Raw genomic sequence first — 13,356 nt, 5'->3', positions numbered from 1 at the left:
CGCGGCCACGTAGGATCGTTGTGGCGCTTACCACCTACCTGCCCCGCAGCCACTCCTCCAATTCCTCCGCCGGCAACGGCGGCGAAAACAGGAACCCCTGTCCCGCCGCGCAGCCCTGCTCGATCAAGAACCTGCGCTGCTCCTCGTTCTCAACCCCTTCCGCCACCACCGGCAGGCTCAGACTTTCCCCAATCCTTATGACGGCGCTAGTCAGGGCCCGCGCCGCATCGTCGCTTTCCAGCCCCTGCACGAAACTGCGGTCCAGTTTCAATTCATCCACGATCAAGCGTCGCAAATGCCCCAGGCTGGAATACCCGGTGCCGAAGTCGTCCATCGACAGCCGCACCCCCAGCCGATGCAACTCGGCAATGGTGCGCAGCGTGCCGGCCGTGGCGTCCAGCACCACGCCTTCGGTAATCTCCAGCATCAAATCCGCCGGCGCCAAACCGAACTCGGCCAGGGTCGCCGCAATCATCCGCGGCAGGTTCAGGTTGTGGAAATTCGTCGCCGACAGGTTCACCGACACCGACGGCACCCGCAGGCCGTTGTTGCGCCAGATAGCCAGTTGCGAACACGCCTCGCGCAGCGCCCAGTCGCCCAGGTCGCCGATCAGCCCGCATTCCTCGGCCAGCGGCACGAAGCGCACCGGTGAAATATCGCCCAGCGTGGGATGACGCCAGCGGGCCAGCGCCTCCACCCCGTACAGGCTGCCATTCTTCAAGCCAACTTGCGGCTGATAGTGCAAGCGCAACGCCTTGGCTTCCAGCGCATCGCGCAGCGCGGCTTCCAGGGCCAGGCGTTCTTGCGCCTGGCGGTTCATCTCGGCGCTGAAGAACGAGATGCGGTTGCGGCCCGCCGTCTTGGCCTGGTACATGGCCATGTCGGCGTGGCGCAGCAAGGTATCCATGTCGCGCCCGTTTTCCGGGAACACGCTGATGCCGATGCTGACCGACGGGTTCAAGGTAATGCCGCCCACCGAGAACGGCTGGGCCAGCGCCACCAGCACATGTTCAGCGGCCGCGGTCAGGCGGCCATGTTCAAAGTCCGGCATCAGCATCACGAACTCGTCGCCGGACAATCGACCGACGATGTCCGAGGCGCGCGCCAGGCGGCGCAGGCGTTGCGCCACGTCACGCAGCAGCGCGTCGCCCACGGGATGGCCCAGTGTGTCGTTGACCTGCTTGAAACGGTCCAGGTCCAGGAACAGTACCGCCACGCGCTTGCGTTCCGGCTCGGCGCGCGCGATAGCCTGCTCGGCTTGCGCCAGCAGCAGGTTGCGGTTGGGCAAGCCCGTCAGTTCGTCGTAGAACGCCAACTGGCGGATGCGGGCGCGCGCTTCCTCGCGTTCCAACGCCAGCGCGCACAAGTACACGCACACATCGACCAGGCGATGATGGAAATCGTCGGGCAGGCGGCGTTCGCGGAAATAGAACCCGAAGGTGCCGATCACCCTGCCGTCGCTGGACTTGATGGGCGACGACCAGCACGCCTTGATGTCGTCCGGCAAGGGCAGATGGCGGTAATCGTCCCACAGCGGGTCGGTGGCGATGTCCGGCACGATGACCGGGCGGCCCAGGAAGGCGGACGTGCCGCAAGCGCCCACTTGCGGTCCGATCTTCACGCCGTCCAGCGCGTTTGAATAGGCCTCCGGAATGCTGGGCGCGGCCAGGTGCCGCAAATGGCCCGTATCGTCCACGCGCAAGACCGTGGCGGCCACTTCGGGTGCCAGGCGCTCGACCTCGCGGCACACCATGTTCATGACCTCGACCACCGAGGCCTCGTTGACCATGGCTTGCAGCACGCGGCGCTGCAATACCTCATGCACCTTGGTCGGCGTAATGTCGGTCAGCACGTCGACGATATTGACCAGCGTGCCCCGGTCATCGAAGACGGAATTGGCCATGACCGACACCCACAGCGGCTTGCCGCAGCGGTCATAGACCAGCACGTCTTTATGGAAGCCTTCGCGGCAGGCGATGCGGCGGTCCAGCTCTTCGCGGGTGCCGCCATCGGGGCGGCCGCCGGCCAGCAGTTCGCCCAGTTCCTGGTGCAGCGCGTCGCCGCGCGCAAAGCCCAGCATGCGCTGGAAGCCATCGTTCACGTAGACGATGCGGCCATCACAGCCGGATACCGCGACCGCGTTGCCGGTTTCGTTGATGCCCAGCAGCAGCAGGCGGATCTCTTCCTGGCGTTCGGCGTCGGCGATGGATTTGCGCGACACCACCGACACGCGGGCAGTCACGCCATCATCGGCGGGCAAGGGCAGATAGGTGGCTTCGATCCACAGGCTGCCGCCATCTTTCATGCGGTAGCGGCAGGTGCCCGAAAAGTGTTCGCCACGACGCAGCCGGGCCCACACCTGTTCGCCGCTGGCGATGCCCTTGCCTTCGTCCATGCTGTCGCACAGCATGTCATGACGCAGCAACAAGGCCTCTTCACGGGTGTACCCCACGGCCGCCAGGAAATTGGCATTGGCGTTCAGCAGCGCGCCGTCCACATCGAAATCGAACAGCAACAGCGCCCGGTCCATCGACGCCAGATAATTGTCGGCCTGCCACGCGGCGCCCTGGGGGCCCGCGCTTGAAACGCTTGCTTGAGTGTCAAGCATAAGGGGCTCCATACCGGAATACAGCGGTTCCGGTTTCATTCAGCGCTTGGGAAAACCAAGGGCGACGCGATCGCGTCCGTCCTGCTTGGCCAGATACAGCGCCTGGTCCGCGCGGCTCAGCGTCTCCGAGAAGGTTTCACCCAACTGGTGATGCGCCATGCCGATGCTGACCGTCAGCCTCAATACGTCGTTTTCGCCCGCCGCCACCACCAGCCCGCGCACCGCGCCGACCAGCCGGTCCATGACGCCCTGGGCGGCTTCGGGTTGGGTGTTGGGCAGCATCACCAGGAACTCCTCGCCGCCCCAACGGCCGCACATATCGTATTCACGCAGGCTTTCGCCCAGCACGCCCGCCAGTTCGACCAAGGCGCGGTCGCCGGTTTCGTGGCCATAACGGTCGTTGACCGCCTTGAAGTGATCCACGTCCAGCATGGCCACCACAAAGCTCTCTCCGCTGCGCGCGGCGCGCTCGACTTCCTGCTTGATCATGTCCATCAACGCGCGCCGGTTGAGCAAGCCGGTCAAGGGGTCGCGGCTGGACGTTTCCGCAAGCGCCGTGTTCAGGTCGCGCATCATGTTCTGGTAGTGGTCGGAGATGCGCGCAATGCGCGTCAGCCGCCGCAGTTGGCGGTCGAACTGGTCGCACAGCCCCAGCTCACGCTCGTGCGCCATGGATTGATAGGCGTCCGACAACTGGGTGATGCGCTGAATCCGCGTCATCTGGTCCGCCGTATGCCGCCACAGCGCCTCCAGCGCTTCGCGCAGCGGGTGTCCGGCATGGGCGGGGTCAGCCAGCAGCTCGGTGATGCGGCGATCCAGGTCGGCGGCGCCCGGCTTCATTCGCGGCCAACCACCGAGAACGGAAAGGTGCAGTCTTCCTTGAATTCCTCGGCCAGCTCTCCGACCCGTTCGTTGCGCTTGTCGTAGAACCAGGTGACGCTGACTTCGCGGCCTGTGCAATGAGCGGCTTCGAGCTGGTCAAAGATGTCCATGATGGACTTGATGCTGCTGGTGTTGAGATACAGCAGTTCCAGTTCCAGGTTCAGCGGCGCGGCCGTCCCCAGCAGATAGGCTTCAACCCATTCAATGACCGGGCCGAACAGTTCAAAGGAATTCTCGGGATAGGAGTCGCCGCGCATCGCCAGCACGCCGGCGGCGGCGTCGGCGGTAATGGCGGGCGTGGACTGCGTCCCGGGAATGTTCAGGTCTTTCATCAGATACTCCGAAAATGATTCTTTGATGCGCGCGGAGCCTTCAGATCACGACGCTCAGGCTGAAGAACGCCATGCCTTCGTGCGCGGTGGGCGTCAGGCTGGCTTCCAGCGGAGCGCCGGCGCGCCGCGCGATATCGATCAAGCCCAAGCCCGCGCCCGAGGCCACGCCCTGGGCACGCGGCTTGTGCAACTGTGTCTTGTATTCGGCCTTCAACGCCGCCTTGTCCAGCGCGGCAAGCTCGCGGATGCGGGTGACCAGCGCGTGGCCATCGTCCGCCTTGACGAGGTTGCCCGCCGACACCACGTAGCGGCTTTCGTCGCGGCGGCCGATGACGACCGTGGCGCTGGCCTCGGCATCGCCATTGGCGGCGGCGTACTGGCGGATGTTCTGGATCATTTCGATATAGACCGAAAAGACGTCCATGGCTTCCGCCGGGCGCGCATGTTCCGCATTCAGGTAATTCTTGAGCGCGTTGCCGATTTCCTCGATCAGGCTGCGGGAGATCGGCCCGTTAAAGCAGAGCAGGGTCCGGTTCTGGTTGAACCGTTCACCCAGCGCGTAGAGATCGGAGGCATTCATAGGGGTTACCGCCCTGATAACGATTATTCGAAACGGAAAGACAACAGGGTGATGTCGTCACGTTGCGGACGGCCACCCTGGTATTCAGCCAGCGCCTGCGAAAACGCGGCGGCCTGTTCAGTTAACGGCCGGCGCGCGTGTCTCTTGAGCATTTCCGCGAAACGGGTATTGCCAAAGCCAAACCCGTGCTCGCCGCCCGCCTGGTCCAGGAAGCCGTCGGTGGCCAGGTAATACGTCCAGCCGGGCTCCAATTGCACGTCGATGTTTTCGTAGCGGCCAACCCGCTTGTCGCCCAACGCACGCTTGCCGCCAGGCACTTCACGCAAGGTCTCGCCATCGCTGGCATACAGGCTGATTTTTGCGCCGGCATAACGCAGGCGCCCGGCCTGGCGGTCAATATATACCAGGCCCGCGTCGGTATTGGTGGCCAGCGCCCGTGGCAATTGCGCATCCGCAAGCATGGCGCGAATGGCGCCGTCGGTACGGGTCAGGACACCGGCGGGGTCGGTGGGGCCGACCTCGGTGATCGCCAGGTCGATGGCGGCGCGCGCCAGCATGGTCATCAACGCGCCGGGCACGCCGTGGCCCGCGCAGTCCATGATGCCCAGCAGGCAGTTGGCGCCGTCTGAGCGGAACACATAGAAGTCGCCGCCCACCACGTCGCGCGGCTTCCACAGCACGAAATGGTGCGCGCCCAACGACTGCGTCAGTTGACGGTCGGGCAGGATGGCGCGCTGGATCAGGCTGGCGTAGTCGATGGAGTCGCCAATTTTCTTGTGCGCGGCGGCCATGGCGCGGTTGGCGTCTTCCAGCGCCGAGGTGCGTTCGCGCACCTTGGTTTCCAATTCGGCCGTGTGCTGGCGGACCTTGTCGGCCATGACGCCAAAGGCGCGGCTCAGGTCGCCGATTTCGTCCTGGCCGCCCGGCGGCAGGCGCACGTCATAGCTGCCGTCCGCAATGGCGCGGGCCGATTGCTGCAGGCGGCGCAAGGGGCGCAGCATCAGCCGCTCGATGGCGTAGCCGAAGCACAGCAGCATGGCGGCGAACAGCACCACCAGGCCAATGGCGGCCGGCCACAGCCAGTCGGTGTCCAGCACGCGCGCGGCGCCCAGGTCCACCACCGTCAGCACGTGCCAGTGCAGTTCGGGCATGTAGGCCACCGACACCAATTGGCGGGTGCCGTCCATGCTGACCCACGCCGTCTGCACCGATTGCGGATCGGCCTGCGCCGCATGCATGGCCGAGCGCAGTTCGTCCCGGCCCGGCCCCGCGTCCAGCAGGTTGAACACGCGCCCGCCCTCGGCGGCGGCGCCGCCCGCGCCAGAGTTATAGGCAATCAGCGAGGCGTCCATGTGCGCCTGGATGGCGCCGTCTTCGTCCACGATGATGGGGGTGACGCCGGGCTGGCCGCTGTTGACGAATTCCCGCAGGAAGCCACCCACGTCCAGGCCCGCGCCGGTCAGCCCGACGACCTTGTTGCCGTCGCGCACCTGGACGTTGATCCACACCTTGGTGGTCTTCAGCTTCAGGTCGGGGTTGACGTTGATGTTGTATTTGGCTGGCGATTTCAGCGACGCGTAGAACCAGCCGTCGTCGGCCGCGCTGGGGCTGAGCGTGTAGCGCGGCGCTTCGGACAGCGGCTTGTCGTCATTGAAGTAGTAGTTGCCGGTGGCGGCGCTGGCGATGAAGTAGGCGCGTCCGAGCAAATCGCGGCGGTAGCCATCCGCTTCTCGAAAGAATAATTCGCGCGCGGCCGGATCGCTTTCGTCGCGCAGCCAGCGGCGGGTGACTTCGCTGTCGGCCAGGCGCAACGACAAGGCCAGCTCACGGGACACCGGCGCCAGGATGCGTTGCCGGTTCAACTGCGTGAAGTTGTCGGCGAAGGCGCGTCCGAAGTGATCCCTGACCCCATCCAGCACCATCCAACCGATTACCGCCGCGGGCGCCAGGGCGACCACGCACGCCAACAACAGCGCCATTAATGATTTTTTGCGCAAACCCCATTTCGCCATGCGAAGTCTTCCTGACAGCTTGATAAGACGTACTTGCGTAACGTGCGTGCCCACTCGGTAGGCTCGCGATGGGCCTGGCGGGACAAGTGTAGAGAACAGCCGGGGCAATTGAAACAGGTGCAAACATCAGGATTCGACCCAGACACCTTGTGTTTCAGCCCAGCAATGAAAATGGCGGTTTATTGCGATTTATATCTAATTTTTCTTGCGCTCACCCGCGTGATGTGCAGCTTTATTACTACACGCCCAGATAGCGTTCCCATAGGCCACGGTCCGCATCCAGCGCCTTGGAATCGCCGGTCCAGACGACCTTGCCGCGTTCCAGGATGACGTGCTGGTCAGCCAGGCTCAGCAACCTTTCAACATATTTGTCGATGACCAGGATGGTCTGCCCTGCCTGGCGCAAGCGTGCCAGGCACATCCAGATTTCTTCGCGGATCTTGGGCGCCAGGCCTTCGGTGGCTTCGTCCAGGATCAGCAGGCGCGGGTTGGTGACCAGGGCGCGGCCGATGGCCAGCATCTGCTGCTCGCCGCCCGACAACTGGTTGCCCATGTTGCGGGCACGTTCGCGGAGGCGCGGAAACAATTCGAAGACGCGGTCCGGCGTCCAGGGTTCACCAATGCCGGGGTTGCGTGAAGCCGTGAACGCCGTGAGGTGTTCACGCACCGTCAGGTTGGGAAAGCACTGCCGCCCCTCGGGCACGATGGCCACGCCGGCGCGAGCGATGCGATCGGAGCTCCAGCCGCTGATGTCCTGGCCCGCGAAATGGATCTTGCCGCCACGCAGGGGCAATTGGCCGTACAGCGTGCGCAGCAGCGTGGTCTTGCCCATGCCATTGCGGCCCAGCAAGGTCACCACCTGCCCGGCGCCAATTTGCAGGTCCACGCCAAACAGCACCTGGCTGGCGCCGTAGCCGCTTTGGGCGGATTCGATGGTGAGCATCATGCGGTCTCCTCGTCGCCCAGATAGGCTTGCCGCACTTCCGGATTGGCGCGGATTTCGTCAGGGGTGCCGGTCGCGATGACGCGGCCATACACCAGCACCGACAGGCGATCGGCCAGGCGGAATACCGCCTGCATGTCGTGTTCGACCAGCAGCATGGCGGCGCGGCCGCGCAAGGTTTCAATCAGTTCGGTCAGTCGCACGGTTTCGTCCGGCCCCATGCCGGCCATGGGTTCGTCCAGCAGCAGCACGCTGGGGCGCGCGGCCAAGGCCAGCGCGAATTCCACCTTGCGCTGCTCGCCGTGCGGCAGGGTGCCGGCCGGGCGTTCCAGCAGGCTGGCGTCGATGGCGCATTCCCGCGCCAGCTCGCGCGCCTGCTCGTACAGCGCGGTCTGGGCCGTGCGCGGCGACCAGAAGCGAAAGCTGCTGCCCGCGTGCGCCTGCACCGCCAGCACCAGGTTGTCCAACACGTTGGACTGCTTGAAGATGTTGGTGATCTGGTAAGACCGCGACAGCCCGGCCGCCACGCGCTGGTGCGCGTTCATGCTGGTGACGTCGCGCCCGCCCACGGTCAGCGTGCCGGAATCCGCCGCCAGCGTGCCCGACAGCAGATGGATCAGCGTGGACTTGCCGGCGCCGTTGGGGCCGATCAGGGCGTGGATTTCGCCCGGGTTCAGGGTTAGCGACACGTTATCGGTCGCGACCAGGGCGCCAAAGCGGCGCACCAGGCCGGTGGCCTGCAAGGCCGGCACGCCCGAGTTGGTGTTGGTGTTGGATGCCAGGCTCATGATCCCACCTTGCCGGATTGGGCCACGGCGCGTCCGCCGAACATCGGGCCGAACAGGCCGACCAGACCGCGCGGCGCGCCAAACACGACGCACAGCAGCAGCACGCCCAGGGGCAAGTGCCAGTATTCGGTCCACATGCGCAGCACTTCCTCCAGCGTCAGCATCACCACCGCGCCCGCCACACCCCCCCAACGCAGGCCGATGCCGCCCACCAGCACCATGATCAGCAGGTTGGCCGACTGGGTCCATTGCATCAGGTTGGGCGACACGAACAGGTTGTGGTTGGCCAGCAGCGCGCCCGCCAGGCCCGCCGCCGCGCCGCTAAGCGTGAAGGCCACGAGCTTGATGCGATAGACCGGATAGCCCATGGCTTCCATGCGCGATTCATTTTCGCGGATGCCCTGCAAGGCGGTGCCGAAACGCGAAGACACCACGCGGCTGAACACCCACATCAGCACCGCGAAGAGCGCCAGCACCAGGTAATAGAAGCTGACGTCATTGGCCAGGTCAATGCCCGGCAGCGTGGAATGCCCGGGCAGGTTCAGCCCGTCTTCCCCGCCGTACTGGCGCAGCGAAATGAAGATGTAGTACAGCATCTGCGCGAACGCCAGCGTGATCATGATGAAGTACACGCCACGGGTGCGCAGCGAAATCGCGCCCGTGATTGCCGCCAGCACGCCCGCCAGCACCATGGCCACCGGCCAGACGATAAACGCCGACGTGATGCCCGACATGGCCAGGATGCCCACGGCGTAGGCGCCCGCGCCGAAGAAGGCCGCGTGCCCCAGCGCCACCATGCCGCCATAGCCCAGGATCAGGTTCAGGCTGGTCGCGGCCAGCGCGTAGATCAGCACACGGCGCACGAAGGAAATATAGAAGTCCAGGTCCAGCGCCGGGGCCACCAGCGGGAACACCGCCAGCGCCAGCAGCAGGATTACGGTCCAGATTGTGCTTTTCATCATCAACCCCGCGCCGGAAACAGGCCAGAGGGCCGGAACACCAGCACAGCCGCCATCAATACGTAAATGGCGATGGCGGCCAGCGTCGGGCCGACGCTGGAGGCCACGGCCGGCGAGAAGACCTGGCGCAGCAGCATGGGCAGGAAGGCCCGCCCCGCCGTGTCCACCATGCCCACCAGCAGGGCGCCCACAAAGGCGCCCCGAATGGAACCGATGCCGCCGATGACGATGCACACCAGCACCAGGATCAGGATGTCTTCGCCCATGCCCAACTGCACGGCGGTGATCGGCCCCAGCAGCGCCCCGGCCACGGCGGCCAGCATGGCGCCCAGCACGAACACGCCCAGGAACAGCAGCGGCACGCGCACGCCCATCAGCGTGGCCATCTGCCGATTGGACGCGCCGGCCCGCACCAGCACGCCGGCACGGGTGCGCGTCACGAACCAGTACAAACCCGCGGCGGCGGCCACGCCGAACACAATGATCATCAAGCGGTAGGCGGGATACAGCAGGTCGGGCATCAGGCGCACGGGTCCTGACAGCATGGCCGGCATGTTCAGCATGACGGGGGCAGGCCCCCAGATCATCTTGACCAGGTCATTGGCGATAAGAATGACGGCATAGGTGCCCAGCACCTGGGCCAGGTGGTCGCGCAGCGCCAGGCGGCGGATCAGCGTCAGTTCCAGTACCACGCCGACCAGGCCGGTGGCGACGGCCGCCACCAGGACGGCGGCGGTGAATGAACCTGTGCGCTGCATGGTTTCGGCGGCGACATAGGCGCCGGCCATGTAGAGCGAGCCGTGAGCCAGATTCATGATGTCCATGATGCCGAAAACCAGGGTCAGCCCGGCCGCGATCAAAAACAACATCAACCCAAACTGCAGACCGTTCAGCAATTGCTCGACGATCAGCGTAAACGTCATGAACACTTCCCCCTGCCGCGGACCTTGCGAGCGGTGCGCGTGCGATTCGAACCTACATTGGACGGCGGCACGCGCCCGCCGCGTCCGGCATTGCCGGACGCGGCCGACGTGTGCTTGGGCGTCTTACCTCAGAGCTTGCAGTCGCCGACGTAGACGTCCTGGTACTTGTCGAACACCTTGCCCACCAGCTTGTTGGTGATGCGGCCGCTGCCGTCCTTGTCGACGACGCGCAGGTAGTAGGCCTGGATCGGATAGTGGTTCTTGCCGTAGGTGAACTTGCCGCGCACCGAGGGGTAGTCGGCTTTTTCCAGCGCGGCGATGACAGCCGCGCGGTCCGAGGCCTTGCCGCCGGCCTGCTTGACGGCGGCGTCCATGGCCATGATGACGTCGTAGGCCTGGGCGGCGTACACCGAGGGGTAACGGCCGTTGTATTCCTTGCGGAAGGCGTCCACGAACGTCTTGTTCTGCGGCACGTCCAGGTCATGCGCCCACTGCGCGGTGTTGTACATGCCCAGCATGGGTTCGCCCACTGCCTGGATCACGTCTTCGTCGGCCGAGAAGCCGGGGCCGATCAGCTTGACGCTTTGCGACAGGCCCGCCGACACGAACTGCTTGACGAAGTTGATGCCCATGCCGCCCGGCAGGAAGATGTAGACCGCGTCCGGCTTGGCCGCGCGGATCTGCGCGATTTCGGCGGCGTAGTCGATCTGGCCCAGCTTGGTGTAGACCTCGTCGCCCGGGGCGATCTTGTAGCCGCGCTTGAAGCCCGTCAGCGCGTCCTTGCCGGCCGGGTAGTCGGGCGCCATGATGAACATCTTCTTGAAGCCCCGGTCGGCGGCAACCTTGCCGGCGGCTTCGTGGAAGGCGTCGTTCTGGTAGGACGTGCCGAACCAGTAGTTGTTGCACTGGGCGCCGGCGAACTGGCTGGGGCCGGGGTTGTTGGACAGGTACGGGATCTTGGCGGCGAACAGCGCGGGGCCGACGGCCAGCGCCACGTTGGAACCAATGGGGCCGGTGAAGAAGTCGATTTTTTCGCGCTGGATGTAGCGCGTGACCAGTTGGCGGGCCTGGTCCGGGTTGCCGCCCATGTCGGTTTGCACGAATTCGGCGGGCTGACCGCCCAGCTTGCTGCCCAGTTGCTTGATGGCCAGGTTGAAGCCATCACGGGCTTCGGCGCCCAGCGCCGAGAACGGGCCGGAAATGTCGTTGGCGATGCCGACCTTGACGGCGTCGGCCATGGCTACGGCCGGCACCAGTGCGGCGGCGGCGATAAGGGAAGTGATCAAACGCATGGTGGTGTGCTCCGTGCGCGAGCCCGCGCAGAGGGTGTTCTTATTGAGGGTGCGATTCGAATGACTTCTATGCCCGGCCTGCCGGCGCCAATGCGCCGCCGTCAAACACGTGCTTGCAAGCCTGGGCTTGCCACACCATCATCCCCCTTGAGCTGCACAGGGAAAGCTGGCGCGGTTCATAGTTTAGGTTTAAAGTATTCTTCAAAACAAGACTAGGGTTTTTACCAGCCCTGGGTTTACACCAGCCCTTCCATCAACGAAGACCGTATCGACGAAACGCTAGGTACGACGCTCGCGCGACAGTACCCGACATCTCGCCGAACCTCAAGAAAACGCCGATGACTGACGCTCCTGATCTCGAATCCCGCGCCGCGCCCGACGACCACCACGCGCTGCGGTTATGGTTGCGCATGCTCACCTGCGCCAATCTCATCGAAGGCGAAATCCGCAGCCGCCTGCGCAACGAATTCGACACCACCCTGCCCCGCTTCGACCTGATGGCGCAACTGCAACGCGCGCCCAAGGGCATGAAGATGGGCGAGCTGTCGCGCCACATGATGGTCACCAACGGCAATATCACCGGCATTACCGACCAGCTTGAAAAAGAGGGGCTGGTGGTGCGCACCAAGGTCGAGTCCGACCGCCGCAGTTCACTGATCAAGCTGACGCCCCTGGGCAAGAAGAGCTTTGCGCGCATGGCGCGCGCACACGAAGCCTGGGTCAAGTCCATGTTTGGTGAAATGCCCGAGTCCACCCGCAATGCGCTGTTCCAGGCGCTGGGCGAACTCAAGCTGCAAGTGGTGGCCACCCGCTCGGAATCCGCCAAGGCCTGACCGCGCGGCCACCTCGCCGCCAGGGCTGAAAAGCGCATCCGGATTGGCGCATAATTGCCGCCATGATTCCGGTTTCTCTTCCTGGCGGTAATTTCTATGTGCTGATGGTGGCCTCGCTGGCCTGCCTGGCCACCTTGCTGACCTGGCTGGCCGTGCTGGCCACCACCCCCAGCGCGCGGCATTGGCTGGGCGACCACCGGCGTATCGGCACGACGTTGATGACCTTCCTGGCGCTGGTGGGCGCCATCTTTCCGTATCAGCAACTCAGCGTGTGGTTCGCCGCGCAGCGTGACGCCCAGGCCGACGCCGGCCGCAAGACGACGCTGGCCCAGCCCACCCGACTGGCCGGTGTGGACATGCCCGCCGGCACCGTGCTCAGCCTGACGCAAGCCGGCGACCTGGCCTCGTTTGACCGCGCCGTCTTCCCCGACACGCAGCCCGCCGCCATCCAGGGCCTGACCGCCACCCGCCTGTTCCGCTACGCCGCCACCCCCAAGCAGCCCGAAACCCTGTCCGTGGAGATTGCCCGCGACCAGGCGCAGGAAGGGTGGCTGTGCGCCCATGGGCACCGGCTTGAATTCGTCTTGCAGGGCGGCCAGGCGCGTTTTGCCAGTTGCCACCTGGCCGTGGGCAACACGCTGGACCAGCAAGCGGTGCCGCCCGGTGCCTGGCTGAAGGTGGACGAAGCCGCGCGCGGCACGGCGCTGGACGCCAACGCCGGCGCGCCGCGCTGGCTGCTGCGCACCGAAGGCAGCGACGCGATGGACCTGCGCCAACTACCCTTGCTGAAGGTGGACATGCGGCTGGACGGCCAACGCCGCCTGCTGGATTTCGAAGGCCTGCTGGCCCGCGACACCACGCTGGGCGCCATGACCTACCCGCCCGGCACCCGCGTGCTGACCGCCAACCCCCGCCTGCCCGGCGCCCAGCCTGGCGACCTGCTGTTTTCGCCATCGCGCGGCCGCTCGGCACGGCGCGACGGCGGCGAAGACGTGGCGGCGGGCAGTTCGGTGCTGCAAGCGCCCGACGGCACGGTGCGCGGCGTGCTCAGCAACCGCGATGCCGGGGTGCTGGACGTGGCCGCCATGCGCATGGCCCCCTGAGCCGTCCCCTGACAAGTCCCTGCCGCAAAGCGGTGGGATAATACTGAGCTTTCCCCCGCGCGCCGCCTAGCCTGGCGGCGATTTTGTCCTGCCTACTCATG

At 65.3% G+C, this 13,356-nt stretch carries 12 protein-coding genes; 2 read left to right on the top strand and 10 right to left on the bottom strand.

The window, feature by feature from the left end:
* Positions 1 to 34: 34 nt before the first annotated feature.
* From P8T11_RS22580 to P8T11_RS22535, 10 genes are all read right to left on the bottom strand, one after another.
* Entirely contained in the window at positions 35 to 2,608 is a 2,574-nt protein-coding gene (locus P8T11_RS22580; protein ID WP_268079928.1) for a sensor domain-containing protein, read from the bottom strand.
* A 39-nt stretch (positions 2,609 to 2,647) separates the two neighbouring features.
* A complete protein-coding gene (gene siaD, locus P8T11_RS22575) occupies positions 2,648 to 3,448 on the bottom strand; it encodes a biofilm regulation diguanylate cyclase SiaD (RefSeq protein WP_268079929.1) in 801 nt (266 codons plus the stop codon).
* Positions 3,445 to 3,822 carry a biofilm regulation phosphoprotein SiaC gene (gene siaC, locus P8T11_RS22570; RefSeq protein ID WP_268079930.1) on the bottom strand — a complete coding sequence of 126 codons (378 nt, stop codon included), beginning with the start codon at positions 3,820 to 3,822 and terminating at the stop codon, positions 3,445 to 3,447. Before siaC ends, siaD begins: the two co-directional genes overlap by 4 nt.
* Positions 3,823 to 3,862: 40 nt before the next feature.
* A complete protein-coding gene (gene siaB / locus P8T11_RS22565) occupies positions 3,863 to 4,402 on the bottom strand; it encodes a biofilm regulation protein kinase SiaB (RefSeq protein WP_268079931.1) in 540 nt (179 codons plus the stop codon).
* 23 nt (positions 4,403 to 4,425) lie between these two features.
* Positions 4,426 to 6,414, bottom strand: a complete 1,989-nt coding sequence (gene siaA, locus P8T11_RS22560) for a biofilm regulation protein phosphatase SiaA (RefSeq protein ID WP_268079932.1) — start codon at positions 6,412 to 6,414, stop codon at positions 4,426 to 4,428.
* A 238-nt stretch (positions 6,415 to 6,652) separates the two neighbouring features.
* Complete coding sequence (locus P8T11_RS22555; protein ID WP_268082292.1) at positions 6,653 to 7,357, bottom strand: ABC transporter ATP-binding protein; 705 nt, start codon at positions 7,355 to 7,357, stop codon at positions 6,653 to 6,655.
* A complete protein-coding gene (locus tag P8T11_RS22550) occupies positions 7,357 to 8,145 on the bottom strand; it encodes an ABC transporter ATP-binding protein (protein ID WP_268079934.1) in 789 nt (262 codons plus the stop codon). Before P8T11_RS22550 ends, P8T11_RS22555 begins: the two co-directional genes overlap by 1 nt.
* Complete coding sequence (locus tag P8T11_RS22545; RefSeq protein ID WP_268079935.1) at positions 8,142 to 9,107, bottom strand: branched-chain amino acid ABC transporter permease; 966 nt, start codon at positions 9,105 to 9,107, stop codon at positions 8,142 to 8,144. The genes P8T11_RS22550 and P8T11_RS22545 overlap by 4 nt, the downstream gene beginning before the upstream one ends.
* A complete protein-coding gene (locus tag P8T11_RS22540; RefSeq protein WP_268079936.1) occupies positions 9,107 to 10,027 on the bottom strand; it encodes a branched-chain amino acid ABC transporter permease in 921 nt (306 codons plus the stop codon). Before P8T11_RS22540 ends, P8T11_RS22545 begins: the two co-directional genes overlap by 1 nt.
* Positions 10,028 to 10,155: 128 nt before the next feature.
* Positions 10,156 to 11,319, bottom strand: a complete 1,164-nt coding sequence (locus P8T11_RS22535) for an ABC transporter substrate-binding protein (protein WP_264616814.1) — start codon at positions 11,317 to 11,319, stop codon at positions 10,156 to 10,158.
* 338 nt (positions 11,320 to 11,657) lie between these two features.
* Here P8T11_RS22535 and P8T11_RS22530 point away from each other — a divergent pair, with 338 nt between their 5' ends.
* Both P8T11_RS22530 and P8T11_RS22525 read left to right on the top strand, forming a co-directional pair.
* Positions 11,658 to 12,152, top strand: coding sequence for a MarR family winged helix-turn-helix transcriptional regulator (locus P8T11_RS22530; RefSeq protein WP_268079937.1), 495 nt, complete (start codon positions 11,658 to 11,660; stop codon positions 12,150 to 12,152).
* A gap of 62 nt (positions 12,153 to 12,214) precedes the next feature.
* Positions 12,215 to 13,255 carry a hypothetical protein gene (locus tag P8T11_RS22525; RefSeq protein ID WP_268079938.1) on the top strand — a complete coding sequence of 347 codons (1,041 nt, stop codon included), beginning with the start codon at positions 12,215 to 12,217 and terminating at the stop codon, positions 13,253 to 13,255.
* Positions 13,256 to 13,356: the final 101 nt, after the last annotated feature.

Source organism: Achromobacter spanius (genome assembly GCF_029637605.1).
In the GTDB taxonomy this organism is placed as follows: domain Bacteria; phylum Pseudomonadota; class Gammaproteobacteria; order Burkholderiales; family Burkholderiaceae_B; genus Achromobacter; species Achromobacter spanius_E.
This window is presented reverse-complemented; position numbering and strand designations above follow the sequence as displayed.

Excerpts from the sequence above, each read along its gene's own strand:
- P8T11_RS22555 (WP_268082292.1), bottom strand. The coding sequence starts at position 7,357 with ATGCTCACCATCGAATCCGCCCAAAGCGGCTACGGCGCCAGCCAGGTG.
- P8T11_RS22580 (WP_268079928.1), bottom strand. The coding sequence starts at position 2,608 with ATGCTTGACACTCAAGCAAGCGTTTCAAGCGCGGGCCCCCAGGGCGCC.
- siaA (WP_268079932.1), bottom strand. The coding sequence starts at position 6,414 with ATGGCGAAATGGGGTTTGCGCAAAAAATCATTAATGGCGCTGTTGTTG.
- siaB (WP_268079931.1), bottom strand. The coding sequence starts at position 4,402 with ATGAATGCCTCCGATCTCTACGCGCTGGGTGAACGGTTCAACCAGAAC.
- siaD (WP_268079929.1), bottom strand. The coding sequence starts at position 3,448 with ATGAAGCCGGGCGCCGCCGACCTGGATCGCCGCATCACCGAGCTGCTG.
- siaC (WP_268079930.1), bottom strand. The coding sequence starts at position 3,822 with ATGAAAGACCTGAACATTCCCGGGACGCAGTCCACGCCCGCCATTACC.
- P8T11_RS22540 (WP_268079936.1), bottom strand. The coding sequence starts at position 10,027 with ATGACGTTTACGCTGATCGTCGAGCAATTGCTGAACGGTCTGCAGTTT.
- P8T11_RS22535 (WP_264616814.1), bottom strand. The coding sequence starts at position 11,319 with ATGCGTTTGATCACTTCCCTTATCGCCGCCGCCGCACTGGTGCCGGCC.
- P8T11_RS22525 (WP_268079938.1), top strand. The coding sequence starts at position 12,215 with ATGATTCCGGTTTCTCTTCCTGGCGGTAATTTCTATGTGCTGATGGTG.
- P8T11_RS22545 (WP_268079935.1), bottom strand. The coding sequence starts at position 9,107 with ATGATGAAAAGCACAATCTGGACCGTAATCCTGCTGCTGGCGCTGGCG.
- P8T11_RS22550 (WP_268079934.1), bottom strand. The coding sequence starts at position 8,145 with ATGAGCCTGGCATCCAACACCAACACCAACTCGGGCGTGCCGGCCTTG.
- P8T11_RS22530 (WP_268079937.1), top strand. The coding sequence starts at position 11,658 with ATGACTGACGCTCCTGATCTCGAATCCCGCGCCGCGCCCGACGACCAC.